Annotated in this window: 23 protein-coding genes; 10 read left to right on the top strand and 13 right to left on the bottom strand. The window is 65.8% G+C overall.

Translation table 11 applies throughout. The features are described from left to right. Positions 1–108: 108 nt before the first annotated feature. Positions 109–702, bottom strand: a complete 594-nt coding sequence (locus KK488_RS04780; RefSeq protein WP_214622012.1) for a methyltransferase family protein — start codon at positions 700–702, stop codon at positions 109–111. 78 nt (positions 703–780) lie between these two features. Here KK488_RS04780 and KK488_RS04775 point away from each other — a divergent pair, with 78 nt between their 5' ends. Then, entirely contained in the window at positions 781–1,239 is a 459-nt protein-coding gene (locus KK488_RS04775; protein WP_214622011.1) for a cupin domain-containing protein, read from the top strand. A 114-nt stretch (positions 1,240–1,353) separates the two neighbouring features. On the opposite strand, the gene KK488_RS04770 is transcribed toward KK488_RS04775, so the two are convergent. The 7 genes from KK488_RS04770 to KK488_RS04740 all read right to left on the bottom strand — a co-directional run bounded on the left by KK488_RS04770 (position 1,354) and on the right by KK488_RS04740 (position 6,446). Beyond that, positions 1,354–2,013, bottom strand: a complete 660-nt coding sequence (locus KK488_RS04770; RefSeq protein ID WP_214622010.1) for a glutathione S-transferase family protein — start codon at positions 2,011–2,013, stop codon at positions 1,354–1,356. 266 nt (positions 2,014–2,279) lie between these two features. Beyond that, positions 2,280–2,960, bottom strand: coding sequence for a ribosome biogenesis GTP-binding protein YihA/YsxC (gene yihA, locus KK488_RS04765; protein WP_214622009.1), 681 nt, complete (start codon positions 2,958–2,960; stop codon positions 2,280–2,282). A gap of 127 nt (positions 2,961–3,087) precedes the next feature. Beyond that, positions 3,088–4,881, bottom strand: a complete 1,794-nt coding sequence (gene yidC, locus KK488_RS04760) for a membrane protein insertase YidC (RefSeq protein WP_214622008.1) — start codon at positions 4,879–4,881, stop codon at positions 3,088–3,090. A 49-nt stretch (positions 4,882–4,930) separates the two neighbouring features. Further along, a complete protein-coding gene (gene yidD / locus KK488_RS04755) occupies positions 4,931–5,143 on the bottom strand; it encodes a membrane protein insertion efficiency factor YidD (RefSeq protein WP_214622007.1) in 213 nt (70 codons plus the stop codon). Next, positions 5,140–5,481 carry a ribonuclease P protein component gene (gene rnpA / locus KK488_RS04750; protein WP_214622006.1) on the bottom strand — a complete coding sequence of 114 codons (342 nt, stop codon included), beginning with the start codon at positions 5,479–5,481 and terminating at the stop codon, positions 5,140–5,142. Before rnpA ends, yidD begins: the two co-directional genes overlap by 4 nt. 44 nt (positions 5,482–5,525) lie before the next feature. Then, positions 5,526–5,660 carry a 50S ribosomal protein L34 gene (rpmH, locus tag KK488_RS04745; protein ID WP_214622005.1) on the bottom strand — a complete coding sequence of 45 codons (135 nt, stop codon included), beginning with the start codon at positions 5,658–5,660 and terminating at the stop codon, positions 5,526–5,528. Between the two features lie 183 nt (positions 5,661–5,843). Then, complete coding sequence (locus KK488_RS04740) at positions 5,844–6,446, bottom strand: PEPxxWA-CTERM sorting domain-containing protein (protein WP_250890092.1); 603 nt, start codon at positions 6,444–6,446, stop codon at positions 5,844–5,846. 222 nt (positions 6,447–6,668) lie between these two features. Here KK488_RS04740 and ruvA point away from each other — a divergent pair, with 222 nt between their 5' ends. Further along, positions 6,669–7,277 (top strand): Holliday junction branch migration protein RuvA, encoded by a 609-nt coding sequence (ruvA, locus tag KK488_RS04735; protein ID WP_214622003.1) that lies wholly within the window; start codon positions 6,669–6,671, stop codon positions 7,275–7,277. 5 nt (positions 7,278–7,282) lie between these two features. Here ruvA and KK488_RS04730 read toward each other — a convergent pair whose 3' ends face one another. Continuing rightward, entirely contained in the window at positions 7,283–7,789 is a 507-nt protein-coding gene (locus tag KK488_RS04730) for a GlcG/HbpS family heme-binding protein (protein ID WP_214622002.1), read from the bottom strand. A gap of 125 nt (positions 7,790–7,914) precedes the next feature. On the opposite strand from KK488_RS04730, the gene ruvB reads away from it, so the two are divergent. From ruvB to pal, 7 genes are all read left to right on the top strand, one after another. Continuing rightward, on the top strand, positions 7,915–8,937 hold the full coding sequence (gene ruvB, locus KK488_RS04725; protein ID WP_214622001.1) for a Holliday junction branch migration DNA helicase RuvB: 1,023 nt from the start codon (positions 7,915–7,917) through the stop codon (positions 8,935–8,937). Positions 8,938–9,133: 196 nt separating this feature from the next. Next, a complete protein-coding gene (gene ybgC, locus KK488_RS04720) occupies positions 9,134–9,592 on the top strand; it encodes a tol-pal system-associated acyl-CoA thioesterase (protein WP_214622000.1) in 459 nt (152 codons plus the stop codon). Positions 9,593–9,612: 20 nt separating this feature from the next. Continuing rightward, positions 9,613–10,329 (top strand): protein TolQ, encoded by a 717-nt coding sequence (gene tolQ, locus KK488_RS04715; RefSeq protein WP_214621999.1) that lies wholly within the window; start codon positions 9,613–9,615, stop codon positions 10,327–10,329. Then, positions 10,326–10,817 (top strand): protein TolR, encoded by a 492-nt coding sequence (gene tolR, locus KK488_RS04710; protein WP_214621998.1) that lies wholly within the window; start codon positions 10,326–10,328, stop codon positions 10,815–10,817. Before tolQ ends, tolR begins: the two co-directional genes overlap by 4 nt. Positions 10,818–10,826: 9 nt before the next feature. Beyond that, a complete protein-coding gene (locus KK488_RS04705) occupies positions 10,827–11,648 on the top strand; it encodes a TonB C-terminal domain-containing protein (protein ID WP_214621997.1) in 822 nt (273 codons plus the stop codon). After that, positions 11,645–12,976, top strand: a complete 1,332-nt coding sequence (tolB, locus tag KK488_RS04700) for a Tol-Pal system beta propeller repeat protein TolB (RefSeq protein ID WP_214621996.1) — start codon at positions 11,645–11,647, stop codon at positions 12,974–12,976. The genes KK488_RS04705 and tolB overlap by 4 nt, the downstream gene beginning before the upstream one ends. Before the next feature lie 100 nt (positions 12,977–13,076). After that, positions 13,077–13,592: a peptidoglycan-associated lipoprotein Pal gene (gene pal, locus KK488_RS04695; protein WP_214621995.1), complete on the top strand. Its 516-nt coding sequence runs from the start codon at positions 13,077–13,079 to the stop codon at positions 13,590–13,592. Positions 13,593–13,731: 139 nt separating this feature from the next. Here the strand turns inward: pal and KK488_RS04690 are convergent, their stop codons facing one another. Both KK488_RS04690 and KK488_RS04685 read right to left on the bottom strand, forming a co-directional pair. Continuing rightward, positions 13,732–14,034, bottom strand: coding sequence for a hypothetical protein (locus KK488_RS04690; RefSeq protein WP_214621994.1), 303 nt, complete (start codon positions 14,032–14,034; stop codon positions 13,732–13,734). 29 nt (positions 14,035–14,063) lie between these two features. Then, positions 14,064–16,889, bottom strand: a complete 2,826-nt coding sequence (locus KK488_RS04685; RefSeq protein WP_214621993.1) for a M16 family metallopeptidase — start codon at positions 16,887–16,889, stop codon at positions 14,064–14,066. Positions 16,890–17,048: 159 nt separating this feature from the next. On the opposite strand from KK488_RS04685, the gene KK488_RS04680 reads away from it, so the two are divergent. Continuing rightward, complete coding sequence (locus KK488_RS04680) at positions 17,049–18,788, top strand: M20/M25/M40 family metallo-hydrolase (RefSeq protein ID WP_214621992.1); 1,740 nt, start codon at positions 17,049–17,051, stop codon at positions 18,786–18,788. 173 nt (positions 18,789–18,961) lie between these two features. Here the strand turns inward: KK488_RS04680 and KK488_RS04675 are convergent, their stop codons facing one another. Both KK488_RS04675 and KK488_RS04670 read right to left on the bottom strand, forming a co-directional pair. Continuing rightward, on the bottom strand, positions 18,962–19,888 hold the full coding sequence (locus tag KK488_RS04675) for an MlaA family lipoprotein (protein WP_214621991.1): 927 nt from the start codon (positions 19,886–19,888) through the stop codon (positions 18,962–18,964). Between the two features lie 238 nt (positions 19,889–20,126). After that, entirely contained in the window at positions 20,127–22,931 is a 2,805-nt protein-coding gene (locus tag KK488_RS04670; protein WP_214621990.1) for a TonB-dependent receptor, read from the bottom strand. Positions 22,932–22,999 lie beyond the last annotated feature (68 nt).

Below are 22,999 nucleotides of genomic sequence, written 5' to 3'. Positions count from 1 at the left end.
CCGCGACGGGGGTAGCCATGCTTCTTTTCGCCGTGGCCGCCCGATGTGTCCGTTTGTTTCATAGTCCCGGCGCCTAACATAGCGCGGACCGGGTAGGACAGCGCTAAGTCAGACAAGCCAGGGGATCAGGCGGGTCGTGTGCGCACAATAGGCGGGATAGGCATCGGGGAATTGAGCGAGCATCAGCGCCTCTTCCTGGCGCAGCTTGACCCAGAAGCTGGCGATGATGAAGGCGAGGCCGAGCAGGCTCCGGAGGCTGGGGAAGAAGAACAGGATGCCGAGGAAGAGCAGGGTCAGCGCAGTGTAGATGGGGTGGCGGATGACGGCATAAGGCCCGGTCGTGACCAGCTCGTGGTCCTCCTTCACCGTGACCGTCCCGCTCCAGTTCCTGCCCAGGGTCAGCCGTGCCCAGATGGCGAGCGCTGCGCCCGCGACGCCGCACAGCGCGCCCAGCCAGTGCAGCAGCGGCCCGCTGCGATGGACGCTGAAATAGGCCATGCGCGCGAGCGGACCGGACGGCCAGTGCGCCATCAGGCTGACCCCAATAAACATCAGCGCGAAATAGCCGAGCCGCTGGGCGAGCGTCTCGCGCGCGATCGTGCGTTTGTTGGTGAAGGCGAAGGCGAGCCAGACGAGCATGAAGAGCAGCCAGCTGGCCATCAGGACATAGCGCGCCATCTGCATGGTCTGGACATCCTTCATCGCGACCCGGCCTGCGGCTCGGCCACCGTTGACGACATCCCGCTCTAGCCGATAGCGAGGCGGGCAGGAAGGAGAGCCATGCCGAAGATCGACATCGAAGCAGCCGAGCTGCACAACAGGACCGGTTATCAGGCGCCATTCGACGCGCCGGTCGCGGGACGCTGGCAGCGGCGCCTCGGGGCTGTCGCCGGTCTCACCGATCTGGGCGCGAGCCTTGTCACGTTGAAGCCCGGCGCCTGGTCCTCGCAGCGGCACTGGCATCGCGGCGAGGACGAATTTCTCGTCATGCTGAGCGGTGAGGCCGTGCTGATCGAGGATGAGGGCGAGACGATCCTGCGCGCGGGCGATTGCGCCGCCTGGGCCAAGGGCGTGGAGAATGGCCATCATCTGGTGAACCGCAGCGAGGCGGACTGCAGCTTCGTCGCGCTCAGTGCCGGGGACAATCTGGCGGGCGGGGCCTATTCCGACATCGACATGATCTGGACGGAGCAGGGCTATCACCGCAAGGACGGGACGCCGTACCCGCCAAAGGGCTGAACGCTGTTTTTTCGTCACCCCAGCGAAAGCTGGGGTCTCATGCGGGCGTAGGCGCGCGGCCGGACGAGATCCCAGCTTTCGCTGGGATGACGAAAGGGGTGCGTCGGGTGGCGATCAGCCCGGCTGTTCGAACTTCGGGAGCTGCCAGCTTTCCTGCATCGCGCACTCATGCCATTCGCGCATGAAGGGATGGGCCTGCATCGCCGCGACGTAGGGCTGCATCGCGGGCGCGACCGGCAGGTCGTATGTGACGAAGCGCGTGACCACCGCGGAGAACATGATGTCGACCGCGCCGAACGCGCCGAACAGGAAATCGCCGCCCGCGCCGAAGCGGCTGCGCGCCAGCGTCCACAGCTCCATGATGCGGGCGATATTCTCCGCAACCGCCTCGCTCGGCACACGCGGATAGGATTTGCGCAGGTTCATGCTGTGCTCGTTGCGTAGTGCCTGATAGCCCGAATGCATCTCCGCCGCCATCGAGCGGGCGAGGCCGAGCGCGGCGTTATCCTTGGGCCAGAAAAGCGTGCCGCCGGTCTGGGCGTCGAGATAGTCGATGATCGCGAGACTGTCCCACACCGCGATGTCGCCGTCCCACAGCGCCGGCACCTTGCCGGCGGAGGGCGCGAGGTCGGGCCGAGTGCGGCGCGCCGGCCAGTCCTCGTCATAGAGCGAGACGACCACTTCCTCGAACGGCAGGCCGGACTGCTTCACCGCCAGCCAGCCGCGTAGCGACCAGCTCGAATAGACCCTGTTGCCGATGATGAGCCTGAGCATGGCATGCCTCCTGCGGTGGGATGGTGGTGCCTTAGACGGGGTTCGGCTTGAACGGAAGTCGCGCGCCCGCCTTTCTGAGGGCATTGCGTTGACGCCGCGCCACCATCACGCCGGCGCATGACATAATCGTCACTCCAGCGAAAGCTGGGGTCTCGTGCGGGAGAACGCCCTGCTGGCGGACGAGATGCCAGCTTTCGCTGGCATGACGGGGGGGGGGAATGACGGTGAGGTTGGCGATGGGATTGGTTGTGGCTGGCGGCCCGGCCTCAGCCCAGCGCCTCGATCACCGCCGCGCGCAGTTCGGGGATGCCCATGCCTTTCTCGGCCGAGGTGGCGATGATCTCGGGATGGGCGGCGGGGCGCTTGCGGATCTGGCTGGCGGTCTTGTCCATCACGGCCTGCAGTTCGCTTGCCTTCACCTTGTCGGCCTTGGTGAGCACGACCCGATAGCTGACCGCGGCATTGTCCAGCATGTCGAACAAGGTCTCGTCGACATCCTTGATGCCGTGGCGGCTGTCGATCAGCACCAGCGCGCGCTTGAGCACGGCGCGGCCGCGCAGATAGTCGTTCACCAGGAAGCGCCATTGTCTGATCATGTCCTTGGGCGCCTTGGCATAGCCATAGCCCGGCATGTCGACGAGGCGGAACAATGGCGGCGTGACCTCGCCGCCTTGCAGCTCGACGGCACCGACGTCGAAGAAGTTGAGCTCCTGGGTGCGGCCCGGCGTGTTGGACGTGCGGGCGAGGCCGTTGCGGTTGGTCAGCGCGTTGATCAGCGAGGACTTGCCCACATTGGAGCGGCCAGCGAAGGCAACCTCCAGCGCGACCGGATCGGGCAGGAAGCGCAGATCCGGCGCGGACTTGAGGAAGGCGATCGGCCCGGCGAAGATGCGGCGGGCCTCCTCGATGCGGGCGGCGGCGTCATGGTCTTCCGCGCCTTCGGTCACGTCGCCCTCCCGTTCGGTTCGAGCGGCCGTCGAGCCAAGTCGAGACGGCTGTCGAGAAGGCCGTTCTCGACTTCGCTTCTCGACAAGCTCGAACCTGCGCTCGAACCGAACGGTGTGAGGGAGATGATCACTTCGCCGCCACCGGCTGGTTCAGCACCGGATGCTGGCGATACAGCCACCATTGCTGGGCAATGGTGAGGATGTTGGACGTGCACCAGTAGATGAGCAGGCCGGCCGCGAAAGGTGCCATCACGAACATCATCATCCACGGCATGATCGAGAAGACCTGTTTCTGCATCTCGTCCATCGGCGCAGGGTTGAGGCGGAACTGCAGGAACATGGTGATGCCGAGGATCACCGCGAGCACACCGATGCCGAGGAAGGCGGGGGGCGTGAAGTTCAGCAGGCCGAACAGGTTGAGGATGTGCAACGGATCGGGCGCGGACAGATCCTTGATCCAAAGGATGAAGGGCTGGTGGCGCATCTCGATCGTCAGCATCAGCACCTTGTAGAGCGCGAAGAAGATCGGAATCTGCAGGAAGACGGGCAGGCAGCCGGCGAGCGGATTGACCTTCTCGCTCTTGTAGAGCTGCATGATCTCCTGCTGCTGTTTCGGCTTGTCGTCCTTGTAGCGCTCCTGGATCGCCTTCATCTTGGGCTGGATCGCGCGCATCGCCGCCATCGAGGCGAACTGGCGCTGGGCGACCGGGAACATGAGGCCGCGCACGATGAAGGTGAGGCAGATGATCGCCACGCCGAAATTGCCGATCATGCGGAACAGCCAGTCGAGCAGGTAGAAGATCGGCTTTTCGAACCAGCGGAACCAGCCCCAGTCGATCGCGCGATCGAACAGGGCGATGCCTTCCTTGTCGGTGTAGCGTTCGAGGACCGTCGTTTCCTTGGCGCCGACGAACAGCCGGCTGGTGATCGTCGCGGATTTGCCGGGCGCGATGGCGACCGCGCCATAGGTCATGTCGGCCTGGTAGCGCTTGGCGTCGCCCGCGCAGCCGTCGGTATTGCCGTCCCTGGTGACGCAGCCGCGGAACTGCGCCTGAACGGTCGCATTCTGCGCCGGGATCAGCGCGGTGTGCCAGTAATGGTCGGTGAAGCCGAGCCAGCCGCCGGTGGTGCTGTAGCTATTGACGCCGCGCACCGCCTTGGTGCCGAACACCGAGGCGAAGAAGCCCGGCTCGTCGCCATCCAGATTGGTAAAGTTGACGTCATAATTGGCGGCATTGTTGAACACGCCGATGGGGCCGGTGTGGATCGTCCAGGTCGAGGGCGTGGTGACCGGGCCGAGATGCGAGATCAGGCCATAGGGGCGCACGACGACGCTGCCGGTACCGACATTCTCGACCGTCTGGGCGACGGTCAGCATATAATCCTGATCGACCGAGAGCTTCATGATGAAGCGCTGGCCGGCGCCATTGTCCCAGCGCAGGGTGACAGGGGTCGTCGGCGTCAGGGTCGGGCGGTCGGGTGTCCAGACGCTGTTGGCGTCAGGCAGCTTCACGCCCTCACCGGCCCAGGCGAAGCTCGCGAAATAGGCGTCCTTGGTGCCGCTCGGGCTGAACAGGCGGACCGGCGGGCTATCCTTGGCGATGGTTTCCTTGTGGGTCGGCAGCAGCACGTCGTCGATGCGCGCGCCCTTGAGGTTGATCGAGCCCTTGAGCTTGGGCGTGTCGATCGCGACGCGCGGGCTCTCGCGCAGCACGATCGCGCGGTCGCGGATCGCCTGCGGGCTGTCCGGCGCGGGCGCGGCGGCGGTGCCGGATTGCGGCAGCGGCGTGGTCTTGCCGCCCTGGACCTTGGTGACGGGCGGGTTGGCCGGCGGGAAGAAGCGGTTGGCGATCATCGGCCAGCCGAACAGGATCGCGATGGTCAGAACCGCGGCGAGGATGATGTTGCGCTTGTCGTCCACGTCTCTTTTGCTTCCCGTCTCGTCTTGGTCGTCTGGCTATTGGGAGTGTTCACGGAACCGGGTCGTAGCCCGAGCCGCCCCATGGATGGCAGCGCAATAGCCGCTTCGTTGCCAGCCAGCCACCCTTTATCGCGCCATGTTTTCCGAGCGCCTCGATGGCATATTGCGAGCAGCTCGGGGCATAGCGGCAGGTCGGCGGCAAGATCCGGCTCGGCCCGATCTGCCAGAGGCGGGCGAGGAGGATGAGCAGCTTGGCCATCATTGCCCCTCGCTCTGCGCATGCTTCGCCGCGAGACGGGCGAGCGCCTTGTCCAGCTCGGCGGCGAGCAGGGCATAGTCCCGCTCGATCCCGCCCTCCCGGCCGATCAGCACATGATCGGCGCCTGCGACGCCATGATTGGGCAAGGCGGCGCGCGCCAATGCGCGAAAGCGCCGCTTCATCCGGTTGCGGATGACGGCGCCGCCGATCTTCTTGGTGACGGTAATGCCGAGGCGCTGGGTCGGATCGCCATCGCGCCGATCGCGCACCAGCAGCACGAAGCCGGGCATAGGCGCACGCAGGCCGCGATTGGCGGCCAGAAAGTCGGCGCGGCGGGTCATGCGACCCACGGCACGCCGGGGCGCGCCAGCCACGCCCTGTAACGTCAGGCCGTCAGCTTCTTGCGGCCGCGGGCGCGACGCGCGTTCAGCAGCTTGCGGCCCGCCGCCGTCGCCATGCGCGCGCGGAAGCCGTGCCGGCGCTTGCGAACCAGGTTGCTCGGCTGAAAGGTGCGCTTCATCGTTCATTCCTCAAAATCGAATCGGTCTGCAGAATCGACAAAAAGGGCCGCCTCGAATGGGGCGGCCGTCTGTCCGAAGGCGCGCGGATAGGGAAACGGCGCGGATTTGTCAATGTTGTGCGGCAGGTTTCCGCGCTCGCCCGCGTGATGGAGAGGCGACAGGGCTGCCTCTCCACAAACCGGTCAGGCGCTGGCGGGCGACAGGGCCATGGCCCGCCGCCGCATGAGACCGCCCGCCAGCGCGAAGCCGCCGATCATCAGCGCCCAGCTTGCCGGCTCGGGCACGCTGCCGGGCGGGGGCACGACGTCCGCCATGAAATCATCATAGCCGACGCCACCGAAATCGGTGCTGGAAATGACGAGGCGGGTCACGTCCGTAAAGCCGGCGAGAGACACCAGATCTTGCGTGAACGGGTCGCCGTCGGTCACGATGACGTCGACGATGCCCAGCAAGGTCGCGCCGGAGAAGATCTGCACGTCGCCGATATCGGCGCCGATCGTCGTCTCGTTATTGTAGAGAAAGTCGAAGCTGATGCCGGAGGTCAGTCCGCCGAAATCGACGGTGAGGTCGAGCCCGCAATCCGCGGAATTGGCGGCCGTCGGCGACGGACACAGCACACCCCCGGTCACATAGTTGAAGCCGGGCGTGGAGAAGATCATGCCGTCGAGATGCAACGGATTGTCTGCCGGTCCGTCTGGAATTCCCGAGAAATCGACGTTATTCGTGGCCGCCTGGGCCGGAGGCAGGCCGGCAAGTGCGAGCGCCGCCAGAAAAATCCTAAGCATGTCGTGCATCCTTTGTTTCCCACTGAACAATGATGCGGCGCGAAGAACTCTCTTTTACTTTGTGCAATGGTTACCATGTTCCCCGCATTGTGGAAAAGTCGAACGGTCAGCCGTGCTCCACGTGCGGTGGCGCGCTGATAGGGCCTCCGGCTCGATCGAGGCGGATTTGGGGCGCCCATTAAAATTATGGAAACGAAGCGGGAACACCGCTAGACCCGCGCGATGATCGCACATCTCAAGGGCCTGCTTGCCTCGACCGGACTGGACCATGCGGTCATCGATGTCGGCGGCGTGGGCTATCTGGTCGGCATGTCCTCGCGCAGCCTGTCCGCATTGGGAAGCGTGGGCGAGGCGGTGACCGTCCATACCGAAATGCTGGTGGCCGAGGACTTCATCCGCCTGGTCGGCTTCGCCAGCGAGAGCGAGCGCGACTGGTTCCGGCTGCTGACCGGCGTGCAGGGCGTGGGCGCGCGGGTGGCGCTGGCCATCCTCTCTGCGCTCGACCCGGTCGAGTTGCACCGCGCGATCGCGGCGCAGGACAAGGCGATGGTTGCCCGCGCCAACGGCGTGGGCCCCAAGCTCGCCGAGCGGATCGTGCGCGAGCTCAAGGACAAGGTTGGCGCCATCGCGACCTCGCCGCTGGCCATCGGCATGGCGCGCGGCGCGCCGGCCGCGAGCGGCGCCCAAGCCGATGCGCTGTCCGCTCTGACCTCGCTCGGCTTCAAGCCCGCCGAAGCGTCGACCGCCGTCGCGGCCGCGGTGGACGAACTGGGCGAGGGGGCGACGCTCGACGCGCTGGTACGCCTCTCGCTGCGCAAGGCGGCGAAATGAGCGCCTTATTTGAGGCGACCGGCGATCTTCGCGAGGCCCGGCTGCGCGCAGGCCTCATCCTTGTCGCCGCCCGGCGCGCCGGAAACGGCGATCGCGCCGATCTGCTCGGTGCCAGCCATCAGCGGCAGAGCGCCCGGCCAGGGATAGGGCATTTTGGGATCGGCCTTCACCTCGGCGGCGAGCGCGGCGTCGGTCTTCATGCGCTCGGCGATCGTGCCGCTGGAGACCTTGTACTTGATGACCACCGCGGTCTTGCTGGCCACGATCTGCTGGGTGCGCGCGCCCACGCCATCGGCGGAAAGCATCGCGACGGGGATGCCTTCGCTGTCGCTCACCAGCACGGTCGTCTTATAGCCATTGGCAAGGCAGGCCGCGATAGCGGTCTGCGCCGCCTCCACGGCCAGATTGAGCGCCGGTCCCTTGGCGCGAGGCGGTGGTGGCGCGGGCTGCGCGATGGCAGGCGCGGCGAGGCTGGCGAGCAGCAGGGCGTTGGCGAGTCTGGATTGGCGCATGGCTTTGATCCTCCCATCGGCGCCGCCCCTTGCGCGGCGCCAGCGCGGGGGGCGTATCAAGACACCGGGTTGCGCGCAATCCGATCCCGGCTGGAATATCGAGCGCATCCGGATATGAGCCGCGCATGAGCAATGACGATCGCCTCACCAGCCCCGCGCGCATCGCCGAGGATGCCGATGCGGCGCTGCGCCCCAAGACGCTCGACGAGTTCGTCGGGCAGAAGGGCGCGCGCGAGAATCTGCGCGTGTTTATCGCGGCGGCGCGGGCACGGGGCGAGGCGCTCGATCATGTCCTCTTCTTCGGTCCGCCGGGCCTAGGCAAGACGACGCTGGCGCAGATCGTCGCGCGAGAGATGGGCGTGGGCTTCCGCTCGACCTCAGGGCCGGTGATCGCCAAGGCGGGCGATCTCGCGGCCCTGCTCACCAATCTCGACGAGGGCGACGTGCTGTTCGTTGACGAGATCCACCGGCTCAATCCAGCGGTGGAGGAGATCCTCTATCCGGCGATGGAGGATCGCGCGCTGGACATCATGATCGGTGAGGGTCCCTCGGCGCGATCGGTCCGGATCGACCTGCCCAAATTCACGCTGGTCGGCGCGACGACGCGGCAGGGGCTGCTGACGACGCCGCTGCGCGATCGCTTCGGCATTCCCGTGCGGCTTAATTTCTACACGGTGGACGAGCTTGAGCAAGTCGTCACGCGCGCCGCGCGGTTACTGGCGCTGCCTCTCGCGCCGGATGGCGCCACCGAGATTGCGCGGCGCTCACGGGGCACGCCGCGCATTGCCGGGCGGTTGCTGCGCCGGGTGCGCGACTTTGCGCATGCCGCCGGCCACGACGTCGTGGACGCAGCCGCGGCGGATAATGCCCTCTCGCGCCTCGATGTCGATCATCTCGGCCTCGATACGATGGACCGGCGCTATCTGCGCATGATCGCGGACATCTACAAAGGCGGACCGGTCGGCGTGGAGACGCTCGCCGCCGGCCTTTCGGAGCCGCGCGACACGATCGAGGACGTCATCGAGCCGTTCCTGCTCCAGCTCGGCCTGATCGCGCGGACGGCGCGCGGGCGTATGCTAAACGCGCCGGGCTGGAAGCATCTCGGCCTCAATCCGCCCGAGGGCAGCCAGGACGGGCTGTTCGACTGAGCAGTGCTCCTTCGAGGTCCCTGTGGGCAACTTGATCCGCGCATGAAATGACGCAGGTCATCTCGTCTCTCCAAAGCCCCAGCTTGTCGTCCGGACGAGCCGAAAGCGAGATATAACCATCTCATTTTTCGCCCGTTTTCGATGAATCGCGTTAGGGGCTTCCCCCCGCGACTCGGCTCGACTAGGGTTTGGGCCCATGGCACCGGCACTGGAACCTCTGCCCGCCTCGGGTTTTTTCGAGGATGGGGAGCACCTGTTTCCGGTGCGTGTCTTTTACGAGGATACCGACCTGTCCGGCGTCGTCTACCATGCCAATTATCTGCGCTACATGGAGCGGGCCCGCTCCGACATGCTGCGCGTTTCCGGCATCGACCAGCGCGGCGCGCAGGAGCAGGGCCTCGGCCACTATGCCGTGGCCGACGTCCATATCCGCTATCGCGCGCCCGCGCGGCTCGATGATGCGCTGATCGTGCGCAGCCGGGTCCAAGAGGTGGGCGCGGCGCGCTGCGTCATCGCCCAGTCGGTGTGGCGTGGCGAAACCCTGCTCACCGAAGGCGGCGTGACCGTCGCCTTCGTCGATCCCGCCGGCCGGCCGCGCCGCCAGCCTGCTGACTGGATCGACCGCTTTAACCGGCTCGGCGCGAGCCCCACCTGACCGGAGAGATTGTCCTGCCCATGATCCTGCCTCTCATCCTTGCTGCGGCCGCGCCTCCGGCCGCCGCCGGCCCGATCACCCTGTCGCCGGTCGAACTTTTCCTGCAGGCGGACATCGTCGTGAAGATCGTGATGATCGGGCTCTTGCTGGCCAGCATCTGGACCTGGGCGATCATCATCAGCTTCTCCGCGCGCATCGGCCGGGCGCGCAGGGGCTGCGAGAATTTCGAGCGCGCCTTCTGGCAGGCGCAGGACATGGACGCCTTCGTCAAGGAGCGCGGCAAGGAAGATCTGCCGAGCGCGCAGGTCCTGGCGGCCGGCATCTCGGAATGGCGCCGCTCGACGGCCAAGCGCAACCTTGCGGCGGACGGCACGCGCGACCGTCTCGCGACCGCCATGGGATCGGCGGTCGCGGGTGCGATCGACAAGATTTCGGATCGGCTGAATATCCTTGCCACCATCGGCTCGGTGGCGCCGTTCGTCGGCCTGTTCGGCACGGTCTGGGGCATCATGCGCAGCTTCACCTCGATCGCCGGGGAGCAGAGCACCAGCCTGGCGGTCGTCGCGCCGGGCATCGCCGAGGCGCTGTTCGCCACCGCCATTGGCCTGTTCGCGGCCATCCCGGCGGTCATCGCCTATAATCGGCTCAGCCATGGCGTGAATCGGCTTGAATCGCGGCTGCAACGCTTCGCCGATGGCCTCTACACCACCTTCAGCCGGGAGCTTGAAGGCGGATGAGCATGGGCCTGCCCCAGAAGCGGCGCACCGGAGGGCGTCGCGCGCCGATGGCGGAGATCAATGTGACGCCGCTCGTCGACGTCATGCTGGTGCTGCTCATCATCTTCATGGTCACAGCGCCGCTGCTGGTGACCGGCGTGCCGATCAAGCTACCGCAATCGCGCGCCAAGGCGCTGGATCAGGACCAGAAGCCGACCGTCCTGTCGATCGACAGGCAGGGTCAGCTCTTCGTCAACGACGAGCTTGTGCCCGATGCGGAGATGGCACAGCGGCTGACGGATCTGCGGACCCGGCTCGATCCGACCGAGCAGCTCTTCCTGCGCGCCGACGCGGCCCTCGAATATGGCAAGGTCATGCGTATCATGGGCGAACTCAACCGGGCGGGGCTGGATCGCGTTGCCCTGGTGACGAGCGGCATGAGCGGCAGCCAGGGCGAGGGGCAAAAGGATGAGGCGCCGTCAACCGGCGGTTCATCCGGGGGCCAATAGGCGGGAGCGATGGATCGCAGAGAAAGCCTCGGCGTCGGCATTTCCACAGTGGGGCATGTCCTGCTGTTCGGCGCGCTGTCGCTCGGGCTCTTGCAAACCAGCATCAAATTGCCGCCGCCGCCCGCGACGATCGACGTCTCGCTGGCCGATGATATCGCGTTGGAAAGCCGCACGAACAATCCCACGACCACACCGCCCGAGGTCGCCCAGGCGCCCGAGATCGGCCAGGTCGAGCCCGACGCTGCACCGCCTGTCCCCGCGCCCGAGCCGGAGGTGGTCGAGCCGCCGCCATCGCCCAAGGCGATCGAGCCGGCGAAACCGAAGCCCAAAGAGACACCCAAGCCGCAGGTGAAGGCACCGCCCAAGGTGCAGCCCATGCCGCGCGCGACACCTCGTCCGCAGCGGGCCCAGCGGCTGGGAAACGATTTCCTCAAGGGCCTCGATAGCGACGCCCCCACGCCGCGCAATCCCGCGCCCGCCGCCGCGCCGGGATCGGATGCGCCGATGAGCGCGATCGCGGCACGCGCGCTCAATGCCGAGATCAACCGGCAGATCAAGCCTTACTGGCGGCCGCCCTCGGGCGCCGACGCCGATCGGCTGGTGACCCTGCTCAGCGTCCATCTGGATCGCGATGGCAATGTGGTTGGGCAGGTCGAGGTGGTCGGGCAGCAAGGCGTGACTCCGAGCAATCGTGCCCAGGCGGACCTGCATGCCGAGCGAGCGGTGCAGGCCGTTCAGCGCGCGTCGCCGTTCCGTAATCTTCCACCGGAATATTATGACCAGTGGAAGTGGCTCAAACCCCTCCGATTTGACGCGAGACTAGCCCAATGAAAACCGTCGCCCTCCGCCTCCTGCCGGCGCTTGCCGCCCTGTGGCTGGCCGCGCCCGCCTCTGCCCAGCTCAGCGTTGACGTGACCGGACAGATCCAGACCGATCTGCGTATCGCCGTCCCGCCGATGCCGGCGCAGCAGAGCGTCGACACCCCGGCCGGTTCGACCGATCTGCTCGGTCAGAAGATCGCCGAGGTGATCGCCGCCGACCTCAAGGGCAGCGGCCTGTTCGCACCGCTCGGCCCGGCGGGCGTGCAAGCGCCGACCGTGCCGGAAGTCACCAATCCCGTCTTCGCGCGTTGGGCCGGCATGAATGCGGAGGCATTGGTGCAGGGGTTCGTTCGCTCGGGCGGCGGGGATTCGCAGATCACCGTTGGCTGCTATCTCTATGACGTTGCGCTCAAGCAGGAGCTGACACGCCAGGGCTATGTCGTCGCCCCGCGCGACTGGCGCCGCGCCGCGCATCGCTGCGCCGACCTCATCTACTCGCGCCTCACCGGCGAGAGCCCCTTCTTCGACAGCCGCATCGCCTATATCGCCGAGACCGGGCCGAAGGATAACCGCGTCAAGCGCCTCGCCATCATGGACAGCGACGGTGCCAATCACCGCTTCATCACCAACGGCCAGAGCCTCGCGCTCACGCCGCGCTGGTCGCCGGATTACAAGTCGATCGCCTATGTGAGCTATGTCGGCAAGACCGTTCGCATCTACATCTACAGTGTCGACAAGGGCTCGCAGACGGCGATCTTCGAGACGACCAACGCGACCTTCGCGCCGCGCTGGTCGCCGGACGGGCGCACCCTGCTCTTCTCGATGGCGAGCGGCGGCAATACCGACATCTACAAGATCCCCGCGACCGGCGGCCGGCCGACGCGGCTGACCAACACGCCGGGCATCAATGTCGGCGGCTCCTTCTCGCCGGACGGCAGCCGCATCGTGTTCGAGAGCGATCGCTCGGGCGGCCAGCAAATCTATGTGATGAGCGCCGACGGATCGGGCCAGAAGCGCATCAGCTTCGGCGGCGGCCGCTATGCGACGCCGGAATGGAGCCCGCGCGGCGACCTCATTGCCTTCACCAAGATCGCGGGCAATTTCCGCATTGGCGTGATGAGCCCGGCTGGCGGCGAGGAGCGACTGCTGACCAATGGCTGGCAGGACGAATCGCCGACCTGGTCACCCAACGGCCGCGTGTTGCAGTTCTTCCGTACGAGCGAAGGTCGTGGCGGCAAGTCCTCGATCTGGCAGGTCGATCTGACCGGTGTGAACGAGCGCCATATCGTGACGCCGGTGGATGGATCGGACCCGAGCTGGGGCCCGTTGCTGCAATGATTTCAGGGACGTGACCTGCTTTGCGGTTGACTCGGAGACGAAACGCCCTGAGCATACGATGAACCGTTAGACGTTTGAGCGACACAGAAGGAGAAGACCCATGCGCATGACATCCGCGATATTGCTGGTTTCGAGTGCCGCGCTGGCCCTGTCGGCCTGTTCGAAGAAGGCGCCCGAGGCCTTGCCGCCGCCACCCGCCGATACTGCTCCGACGCCGACTCCCACGCCTCCGCCGCCGCCTGCTGGCCCGACGCCGGGCAGCCAGGCCGATTTCGTGGCGAGCGTCACGTCGGATCGCATCTTCTTCGATACTGACAAGAGCGACGTCGACGCCGAGGATCAGGTGACGCTGCGCAGCCAGGCGACTTGGCTCGCCCGCTATCCGCAGAAGCGCATCACGATCGAGGGGCATTGCGACGAGCGCGGCACCCGCGAATATAATATCGCGCTGGGCGAGCGCCGCGCCAATGCCGCCAAGAATTATCTGGTGGAGCTCGGCGTCGATGCGAGCCGCATCACCACGATCAGCTATGGCAAGGAACGCCCGGCCGCGCTGGGCTCGGACGAAGCCAGCTGGGCGCAGAATCGCCGCGCGGTGACCGTGACGGTCGAGTAAGTGCGCTAACTTCAGCCCCTCCTCTTCAGAGGAGGGGTTGGGGTAGTGCTTGAACGGTGCGGGTTTATCGCTGTGCGAGCGATGCTGTGCATCGCCACCACCGCCTACCCCTCCTCTGAAGTGGAGGGGCCTATTTTTCTCAGTCCCGCCGCGTTCCCGTCATCGCGAGCTGGCCAAAGGCGCCGGCGTCGATCGTGCCGGTGAGCTTGCCGTCTGTGATTACCGCTTCGCAGGTCAGCGTCATCGGCATCGGCATGGTCATTTCCATAACCCAGGTCAGGCGGTTGCCGTCGACCTTGCCGTCCTTGACGTCGAGCGAGCCCAGCGGTCCGGCATTGGTGCCATTGAAATGGTCGCCGTCCGAGACAATCGTGAACACGCTCGGCTGGTCGCCCATCGGCGACTTGGTGATGCAATCATAAGCGCCGTCGACCTTGGTCATGAGGCTCTCCCTTTTCGATGTGATGGCGCCTATTTGGCTGTGGGCGCGCCCGAGTCAATCTCCGTGACGGGCATGCCGAGCGCCTTGAGCTGGCTCTCGATCTTGCTCTTGTCGCCCACCACCACCCAGCTGAGCTTGGATGGATCGATGAGCGCGCGCGCGGCCTGGTCCAGTGCCTCGGGCGTCAGCGCGCTATAGCGCTGGGCGAGCGTCTCCACATAGGTGAACGGCCGTTTGTAAAGCGCGTCGGCCTGCATCTGGCCGAGCACTGATCCGGTCGTCTCATATTGGGCGGGGAGCTGCGCGATCTCGCCCTTGATGACGCGGCTGAACTCGGCCGGGGTCACGCCCTTGGGGCCGAGGAAGGCGGCGATGTCGCCCTTCATCGCGGCGATCGCCGGGCCGGTCTGGTCGGCCTGCACCGGCGCGGTCACGATATAAGGGCTGCGCTCGGCGCGCGTCGCGAGATAGCCGCGCACGCCATAGGACCAGCCCTTGGTCTCACGAATATCCTGATTGAGCCGCGCGAGGAAATCGTCACCCAGGATCGTGCTGGCAGCCTGGAAGGGGACGAGATCGTCGCTGCCCTTCGCGCCCGTCACGAACCCGCCGAGGATCATCGATTGCGGAGACTGCGGCCGATCGATGAGGAAGATGCCGGGCTTCGGCGGCGGCACGGCGACCGCGAAATTCTTGACCGGAGAGGCTTTGCGGTTCTGCGGCCAGGCGCCGAAATGCGCGTCCATCAGCGGTTTGATCTCGGCCATGGTGACGTCACCGGCGACGAAGATCTCGGCCTTGCCCGGCACCATCCAGTCGTCATGATAGGCGATGAGATCGTCGCGGGTGATCGCCTTGACGGTCGCTTCGTCGCCGCGGCCGCTCGACGGTACGCCATAGGGATGGGCGCTGCCGTAGAGCAGGGGGAAGATGGCGCGGGCGGCGAGGCCCTGCGGCTGCGTTTTTTCGGCCGCGATACCGGCAAGCTGGATCGCGCGCAGCCGGTCGATCTCGCTCGGCACGAAGGCGGGATTGCGGATCACGTCTTCATAGAGGTCGAGCGAGGGCTTGAGGTTCGCCTTGAGCGCATAGAGCGAGACGGAGGTGCGGTCCATGCTCTGCCCGGTCGAGATGTTCGCGCCGAGCCGCTCCTGCTCCTCGGCGATCTCGATGGTCGAGCGCGAGGTCGTGCCGGCCTCGAGCAGGCCGAGCATCAGTGAGGCGAGGCCGAGCCGGTCGCGCCGGTCGCTGGCGAGGCCGGCGTCGAAGCTGACCGCGATCTGGACGGTCGGCACGGTCGTGCGGCGTGCGAGATGGAGCTTGATGCCGTTGGCAAGCGTCGTCGTCTCGACGTCGGGCAGGTCGACGCCGGGGCTGGGTGCAACGGCGGGGAGCGGCAGGGTGGGCTTGGGCGGTGCTTCCGCCGCTGCGGTCTCGCCGCCCGGCGCGCTGACCGTCGCATCGGCATAGGCTTCGCGCTCGCCGGGCTCGACGCGCAGGGCGAAGACCGGCCGGCTCAGCCATTGCTGCATCGCTGCCGTGACACCGGCTGGCGTGGCCGAGGCGATGGCCGCCAGATCCTTCTTGTACTGCCCCGGATCGCCTGCATAAAGCAGCCCCTCGGCCAAGGTCGCCGCCTTGCCGCCGAAGCCGCCGACGACTTCCAGTCCCGAGATTTCGCTCGAGACCTGCCCGGTCGCCACGCGCGTCACTTCGTCGGCGGTCGGGCCGGTCTTGATATAGTCGGCGATGATCTCGTCGAGCCGCTTCGAGACGAGATCGGGATCGACGCCGGGCTTCACGTCCGCAGTTACCTCAACCAGACCGAGCTGCTCGAACTGCTGCACGCTGGCAGTGACGCTAACCGCGATCTGCTCCTTGCGCACCAGCGCATTGTCGAGACGCGAACTGGAGAGTCCGCCGAGCACGGACATGCCAACCGCCAGCAGCGGCGCGGCCTTGTCGCTGCGGCCGGGCGTCGCCCACATGCGATAGATGCGCGTGGTCGCGACGCGGTCCTTCATCACCTTGTCGACGCGCGCGGGCAAGGTTGGCACTGGCGTGACGACCGGCGCGACGGCCGGGCCGGCGGGGATCGATCCGAAATATTTCTCTGCCTTCTCGCGCGCGGTTTTGACGTCGATGTCGCCGGCGAGGGCGAGAATGGCATTGTTGGGGCCGTAATTGGTGCGGAACCAGTTTTTTACGTCCTCCAGGCTCGCGGCATCGAGATCGGCCATCGAGCCGATCGCGCTGTGCTGATAGGGATGACCGGGCGGCAGCAACGTCTCGAGCTGGGTATATTCGACCAGGCCATAGGGCTGGTTGTCGCCCTGCCTCTTCTCGTTCTGGACGACGGCGCGCTGCGCATCGAGCTTGGTTTGCGTGACCGCGCCGAGCAGATGGCCCATGCGATCGGCTTCCATGAAGAGAGCGAGATCGACCGCGCCGGTCGGCACCGTCTCGACATAGTTGGTGCGGTCGAACCAGGTCGAACCGTTGGTCGGTGTCGAGCCCGCCGTGACCAAAGGCGTGTCGAAATTGGGAACATTTTCCGAGCCACCAAACATCAGATGCTCGAAGAGATGCGCGAAACCGGTCTTGCCCTTGGGCTCGTTCTTCGAGCCGACCCGATAATAGACGGTGACGCCGACCACCGGTGCCTTGCGATCGGTATGAACGATAACGCGCAGGCCATTGGGCAGGGTGAAGGTCTCGTAGGGAATGTCGACCTGCCTGACCAGCTCCGGGAGCGGCGCGGGCCTGGACTTGGCGGTCTGCGCGGCGACTGGACTGGCGATCAGAGCCGCGCCGGCAAGCAGGGCGGGAAGGATACGGGAGAAGGGCTGGGACATGGAAGGGCTTTCATGACGCGAGGACACGCGAAGGGCTGGCATCACCATAATGTCGTGACTTAGCGGCGCAATACGCCTTCGCGCTGGACAGGGGCGTTCTGGCCGATAAACTCCTGCAATTCCGGTCAATCCGGCTCGCATCAATCGCTAGGTTCCTTCATGATATCTTCTTATCGTTCCACGCTGCTTGCAGCCGTTGCCGCGCTGTGCCTGACGCCGAGCGGCCTGCTCCTCGCCCATGAGCGGCAGGAGGGCGGCGCCGCGCCGGCCGCCGCCGCGCCGGCCAAGCCCGTCATTCCAGAGGATCAGCTGCCGCTCGACCCGCGCTTCTCGCCCGATCGGGTGAAGGCGGACATTGCTTTTCTCGCCGACGACCTGCTGCAGGGGCGCGACACCGGCAGCGTGGGGCATGAGATCGCGGCGCGCTTCGTCGCCGAGCGCTTCGCGTCGCTCGGTCTCAAACCGATGGGCGACAATGGCGATTATCTGCAGCGCATCGGCTTCCAGCGGACCGAGCGGCTGACGGCGCCGGCCGCGGTCACGATCAGCGGACCGGGCGGCAGCACCAGTCTGGTGGCGGGTGTCGACTCCACCATTTTGCTCGGCGCCGATGAGGGCAAGCTGGATCTGACTGCGCCGCTCGTCTTCGCGGGCTATGGCCTGGAAGACAAGGCGCTGGGGCTGAACGACTATGCCGGGCTCGACGTGAAGGGCAAGGTCGTCGTGCTGCTGCGCGGCTTCCCGGAGACGCTGCCGAGCGAGGCGGCCGCCCATCTCCTCTCAGAGCGCCTGAAGACGGCTCAGGACCACGGCGCGATTGGCGCGATCCAGATCGATACCGACGCCTCGGCCAAGCAACGCCCCTGGGCGCGGCGCCTCATGTACGGCTTCCAGCCCAACTTCACCTGGGTCGGGCCGGACGGCAAGGCCTATGACGACACGCCCGGCCTGCACTTCTCGGTCGGCACCAACGACAACGGCGCGCAGGCCATCTTCGCGGGCGCGTCCAGGTCTCTCGCCCAGATCCGCAAGGAGGCTGCGCGCAAGGGTGCCCGTCCCAAGGGCTTCGCGCTCAAGACCAGCGTACAGATCGTTGCGACGCCGGTCCGCAGCATGACCTCAAGCCCCAACGTCGTCGCGATGATCCCGGGCAGCGATCCGGCGCTGGCGAGCGAATATGTCATCCTGTCGGGCCATCTCGATCATATCGGGGTCACGCCGGTCCAGCCGGGCGAGCCGGCCGGCACGGACCACATCAACAATGGCGCGATGGACAATGCCGCCGGTGTTGCGACGATGCTGGAGGTCGCCCGCATCCTCTCGCAGGACAAGGTAAAGCCGCGCCGCTCGGTGCTGTTCGTCGCCTCGACCGGCGAGGAGAAGGGCCTGCTCGGCGCCGACTATTTCGCGCGCCACCCGACGGTGCCGATCAGCAAGATCGTCGGCAATGTCGATCTCGACATGCCGCTGCTCACCTATAGCTTCAACGATGTCGTCGCCTATGGCGCGGAGCATTCGACGCTGGGCAGGATCGTCGCGGACGCCGTGGCGCCGATGAAGGTGACGCTGGCGCCGGACCCGACGCCAGAGGAAGTGATCTTCGTGCGATCGGACCATTATATGTTCGTGAAGCAGGGCGTGCCCGCCGTGTTCCTCGCCACCGGCTACGGCAATGGCGGCGAGCCGAAATGGCATGAGTTCGACGAGAAATATTATCACCAGCCCGGCGACGACATGAAGCTGCCGTTCTTCTGGCGCGCCGGCGCGCGCTTCGCCGAGGCCAATTACCGCATCACCAAGGCCATGGCCGATGGCGCGACCCCTCCGCTTTGGCTCAAAGGCGACTTCTTTGGCAACATCGTCGCGCCGAATGCGCCGAAGGCCGATCCGGCGAAATAAGGCTGGGATAAGGACCGCCGGCATCATTCCTTCCAGGAAGGGATGATGCCGGCGGATCCCCGCGACCCGACCCGCTCGGGCCCTTCACCCCTCGTCGCCCAAGGGGTTGGCTGGTTTGTCGACCGGCGTCCGACGATACGCTGTGCTCTCGCTCGATGTCCGCACCGCCATGCTCAGTGGCCCAGGGCGGATTCTGCGATCGGATTGATCGGCACGGCGGCGAGCCGCTCATTGGCCAGGGACGGCTCGTGCAGGGCTGCGACTTCGGCCGCTCGCCGGTTGAGATAGGAGGCGCGCGCGGCGGCGTAGGCATCTTGGGCACCATCACGCATCTGCCGTATTTCCCCGTCAAATTCGATGCGGTGATCGAGCACCTTGATGCTGGTCGCCGAGGCGGCATAGGCCGGGCCGCGCATCGGGCTGGTGCCGGAGAGAGGCATCGCGATCGTGTCGACACCGAGTCCGACAAGATCGCGCACCGTCGTCGGCCCGATCAGGGGGAGGAACAGGAATGGTCCCTGTTTCACGCCATAATAAGCCAGGCTGTTGGCAAAGCCATTGATGCGATAGGGCAGATTGAAGGGCCGCCGCCGCGCCATGTCGAACAATCCTGCCGCGCCGACCGTGGTGTTGATGGCAAAACGCCCCAGCGTCTTCAGCGCCTTCTTCGGCTTAAGCTGGATGAGATCGTTCAGAAAGACGACCGGTTCGTGCAGGTTCCGGAAGAAATTGCGCAGGCCATCGCGAGCCGGCAGGGGGATCGCGCGCTCATAGCCCTTCGAGGCCGGGCCGATCACGGCGTCGTCGACCGCCTGGACCATCGCGAAGCTCTTGACGTTGAGGCTCTCCAGCGGATCGGCCGCGATGTGGCGGCGCCGCGCTGTGACGACCATGACCTCCCCGTCCGCCGTCTTCTCATCCGTGGCGGGCGCCGCTCCCACCAACTCGGCTGGTGGAGCAATCGTCTCCGGCTCGGGGACCGCTGCAGGCGTCGCGGTCCGCACCATGACGGTCTGGGTGGCCGCGACGGACTCGGGTGCTGGGTCCGCCTGCGCTGCCGGTACCAGCACAGTCGCCAGAACCAGCGCGCACAGGCTCATATGCCCCGCACTCCATTGTCTCTCACCACCAGCCCCATCAGCATTCCCCTCAGGGATAAGACGACACCGATGTCTGTTCTCCGCACATGCCTGTCTCAAGGGTCAGCGGAGGTGAGTTATGCTATGGAGCGGGCGCGACGGTCTCCAAGATCACTGCCGCAAGCAGGGACTGGAATGCTGAAGACATGTTTCCAGTCCCGGAACCCGCATTGCCGATCGTTGGCTGGCTCTCACCCTGTCACGGGAACTTGATCCGGACGCCGACCTCGAAGGCCCGGCCGACCTTGTCGTAATATTGACCGTTCACGGCCTGGCCCTGCGTCGCATAGGGGCTGACCGGCGGATCGCGGTTGAGCAGATTATCGATCGAGGCCGTGATTTCCATCCGTTCGTCGATCTTGATCGTCGAGAAGAGGTTCACATAGGCGGCCGCCGCGATCTCGTTCTGGTTGATCGTCAGCGCCGGGATGGTGTTGAACGTGTTATCGTTGTTGCCCTTGCTGATGTAGAGGAGCTGGGCTGTCAGCGAGAGCGGACCTGTGTCGAACGTCTCCTGCAGATTGCCGCGGAAGCGCGGCACCGCGCCAAGGCTGCCCAGGCCATTTTCGCCCGCGCGATCGACGCCGTTGATCCAGTTGTGCAGGGCATAGGTGCCGCTGAACCGCGTCGTCAGCGCGCTGCCGCCGCCAAGGCCCATGCGATAGGACAGGGCGAAGTCCAGCCCGCTCGACTTGAACGAGGCGATGTTCTGGACCGGCGCCGCGAGGCTGAGCGGTGTGCCGTTGGGCGCAAAGGTGATGAAGCTGCAATAGAGCTGCTGCCCCGCCGTGCAGAAATTGCCGATGTTCGCGGCCGTCAGGGAGTCGATCGCATCGCGCAGGTCGATCCGGAAATAATCAACCGAGGCGCGAAGCCCCGGAATGCCCGACGGCTGCAGCACGACGCCGAGCGTCAGGGTGTTGGCGACTTCCGGGCGGAGGTTCGGATTACCGATCGACCGATTCTGCGGGATGTTGGCATTGATGCCACGCACGGTCAGGCCTGCCGCGAGCGTGGAGCCCGGCGAGAACAGCTCGTAGATCGCGGGCGCGCGGATGTCGCGCGAGCGCGTGGCACGGAAGCGCAGCCCTTCGACTGGCTCATAAACCGCGCCGAGCTTCCAGGTCGTCTGGCCGCCGGCCGTGCTGTAGTCGGCATAGCGGATCGCGCCGTTTATATCGAAGCTGTGGGCGAAGGACACATCGCGCGCCAGCGGCACCAGCGTCTCGAAATAGCCTTCCTTCACGTCGAACTTGCCGGCGAAGGGCGTGGCATTGCCGATCAGGAAGCGGCCGGCCGTCGAGAGAGCGTCGGCGGTCAGCTTCTGGGTCTCGCGGCGCCATTCTCCGCCGAACGCGATGGAGACCGGGCCGGCCCAGGTCGCGAAGGGTTCGCCGCGCACGTTTGCTGCGGCGGCGTGCTGCACATAGCCGACCCGGCTATAGCCTGAGCGGTTCACATAATCCTGCGCGCCGGGTGCGCTTCGCGAGGTTGACTGCGGCCCGAAAATGTTAAGCGGGATGCAGCCTGCGGCCGCAGCGACATTGTCGCGCACGCCCCGGCAGACGATCGTATTGCCGACCTGCACCGCATCGGCGGCGAACGCATAGAAAACCGGTGCGAAGTTGTTGGTGAAATCGCTCTGGAAGATGTTCTTCCCGTACGAATAATGCGCGTCATAGTGCCAGGAATGGCCAAGGTCGCCCTCGAGCGCGACCATCATGTGCGGCGTCTCGTTGCGCACCCGAAAATTGATGTTTCCCATGTCGTAGAAGCCCTTCGACATGGTGAAGCTGGTCACATTTTGCGCGATCATCGCATCGCGCACGACCTGCGGCAGATAGGCATTGTCGCGCTGGATGGTGAAGGAGGCGATATTGGGGAGCCCGCCGGTGAACAGGCCGAGCGTCCGGGTATAGCCGCCTTCGGCCGACAGGATCGCGGCCTCGGAGAAGGCGTATTCCGCGCGCGCATAGGTGGTGAGACGCCGCACGCCGGGAATAAGGCTGGAGCCGGTGTTGCGGCTGAGGCCCTCGCCGCCGATCTGATAGGTACCGTTGTTGAGCGACCCCGCGTCATAGGGGCGGATCGTGCCATCGGCATTGAAGGTGTAGTTGCGCAGCGAAAAGTTGGCCGGGCCGAGGATCTTGCCGCCGATGCTGTTGTTGTTCTTGACGAACGGCGCGACGATGTTGGCAGGCAGGCCGTTGGTCGCGAAGTTCGCGTTGGTCACGATCATCCATTCCTGCGCGCCCCAGGCGCGCGAGTAGAGATCGTTGATTTCCCCGGATTCCGTCGCCTCTATGCTGGCGACGAGATGCCCGCGCCCATCCGCGAAATCGATGCCGCCGATCGCGCCAAGGCGATATTTGAAATTGTCGCCATATTGCGAAATGCCGCTGGAAGCGGTGAGCTCGATACCCTTGAATCGCTTCTTGAGGAGTATGTTGACGACGCCGGCGACGGCATCCGAGCCATATTGCGCAGAGGCGCCGCCCGTTACCACCTCGACGCGGTCGATCATGTTGGTCGGGATGACGTTGAGGTCGGTGGTGACGGGCACGCCGGTATTGTTCGACGGCGCCTGCGGTACGATCCGCGATCCGTTGACCAGGACCAGTGTGCGCTGACCGCCCAGGCCGCGCAGATCGGCGGTCGCCTGGCCGGGATTGGCGAAGTTGTTGGCATTGCCGCCAGCCGAGCGGGTCGCCTTGAAGGCAGGCTCCTGCTGCAGCACCTCGGCGACCGTCGAGGCGCCCTGCTTGGCGATGAGATCGGCGCCGATCACCTGGGTCGGTGAAGGAGCGGAAAAGCCGTTGAGAGAGGCGCGAGAGCCGGTGACGATGATCTCCGCGTCGGAGGTTTGGATTGCCTCCGTGCTGTCCTGACTCGCCTGCGCATTTGCGGCGATCGGGCAGGCCGCCATGGCCACCAGCGATGCGGTGATCAGCAAGCCATGTCGTGTGCCGTGTCGTCCGCCAGCCAGTTTCAATACCGGATTCATCGTCGTTCCCCTCCATATTTGCCGATCTGTGTCGGCGTGAAAGGCCGGCCTCGTTGTGAGGTTCCGGC

Origin of the sequence: Sphingobium nicotianae (genome assembly GCF_018603885.1) — a bacterium.
Classification (GTDB): Bacteria; Pseudomonadota; Alphaproteobacteria; order Sphingomonadales; family Sphingomonadaceae; genus Sphingobium; species Sphingobium nicotianae.
Note: the sequence above shows the minus strand (reverse complement) of the source record. Positions and strands in the feature narration are given on the sequence as shown.

Bases quoted from the DNA above. Each gene is read 5' to 3' on its own strand.
- KK488_RS04780 (WP_214622012.1), bottom strand. From the start codon at position 702: ATGAAGGATGTCCAGACCATGCAGATGGCGCGCTATGTCCTGATGGCC.
- KK488_RS04775 (WP_214622011.1), top strand. From the start codon at position 781: ATGCCGAAGATCGACATCGAAGCAGCCGAGCTGCACAACAGGACCGGT.
- KK488_RS04770 (WP_214622010.1), bottom strand. From the start codon at position 2,013: ATGCTCAGGCTCATCATCGGCAACAGGGTCTATTCGAGCTGGTCGCTA.
- yidD (WP_214622007.1), bottom strand. From the start codon at position 5,143: ATGATGGCCAAGCTGCTCATCCTCCTCGCCCGCCTCTGGCAGATCGGG.
- rnpA (WP_214622006.1), bottom strand. From the start codon at position 5,481: ATGACCCGCCGCGCCGACTTTCTGGCCGCCAATCGCGGCCTGCGTGCG.
- rpmH (WP_214622005.1), bottom strand. From the start codon at position 5,660: ATGAAGCGCACCTTTCAGCCGAGCAACCTGGTTCGCAAGCGCCGGCAC.
- KK488_RS04740 (WP_250890092.1), bottom strand. From the start codon at position 6,446: ATGCTTAGGATTTTTCTGGCGGCGCTCGCACTTGCCGGCCTGCCTCCG.
- ruvA (WP_214622003.1), top strand. From the start codon at position 6,669: ATGATCGCACATCTCAAGGGCCTGCTTGCCTCGACCGGACTGGACCAT.
- KK488_RS04730 (WP_214622002.1), bottom strand. From the start codon at position 7,789: ATGCGCCAATCCAGACTCGCCAACGCCCTGCTGCTCGCCAGCCTCGCC.
- ruvB (WP_214622001.1), top strand. From the start codon at position 7,915: ATGAGCAATGACGATCGCCTCACCAGCCCCGCGCGCATCGCCGAGGAT.
- ybgC (WP_214622000.1), top strand. From the start codon at position 9,134: ATGGCACCGGCACTGGAACCTCTGCCCGCCTCGGGTTTTTTCGAGGAT.
- tolQ (WP_214621999.1), top strand. From the start codon at position 9,613: ATGATCCTGCCTCTCATCCTTGCTGCGGCCGCGCCTCCGGCCGCCGCC.
- tolR (WP_214621998.1), top strand. From the start codon at position 10,326: ATGAGCATGGGCCTGCCCCAGAAGCGGCGCACCGGAGGGCGTCGCGCG.
- KK488_RS04705 (WP_214621997.1), top strand. From the start codon at position 10,827: ATGGATCGCAGAGAAAGCCTCGGCGTCGGCATTTCCACAGTGGGGCAT.
- tolB (WP_214621996.1), top strand. From the start codon at position 11,645: ATGAAAACCGTCGCCCTCCGCCTCCTGCCGGCGCTTGCCGCCCTGTGG.
- pal (WP_214621995.1), top strand. From the start codon at position 13,077: ATGCGCATGACATCCGCGATATTGCTGGTTTCGAGTGCCGCGCTGGCC.
- KK488_RS04690 (WP_214621994.1), bottom strand. From the start codon at position 14,034: ATGACCAAGGTCGACGGCGCTTATGATTGCATCACCAAGTCGCCGATG.
- KK488_RS04685 (WP_214621993.1), bottom strand. From the start codon at position 16,889: ATGTCCCAGCCCTTCTCCCGTATCCTTCCCGCCCTGCTTGCCGGCGCG.
- KK488_RS04680 (WP_214621992.1), top strand. From the start codon at position 17,049: ATGATATCTTCTTATCGTTCCACGCTGCTTGCAGCCGTTGCCGCGCTG.
- KK488_RS04675 (WP_214621991.1), bottom strand. From the start codon at position 19,888: ATGAGCCTGTGCGCGCTGGTTCTGGCGACTGTGCTGGTACCGGCAGCG.
- KK488_RS04670 (WP_214621990.1), bottom strand. From the start codon at position 22,931: ATGAATCCGGTATTGAAACTGGCTGGCGGACGACACGGCACACGACAT.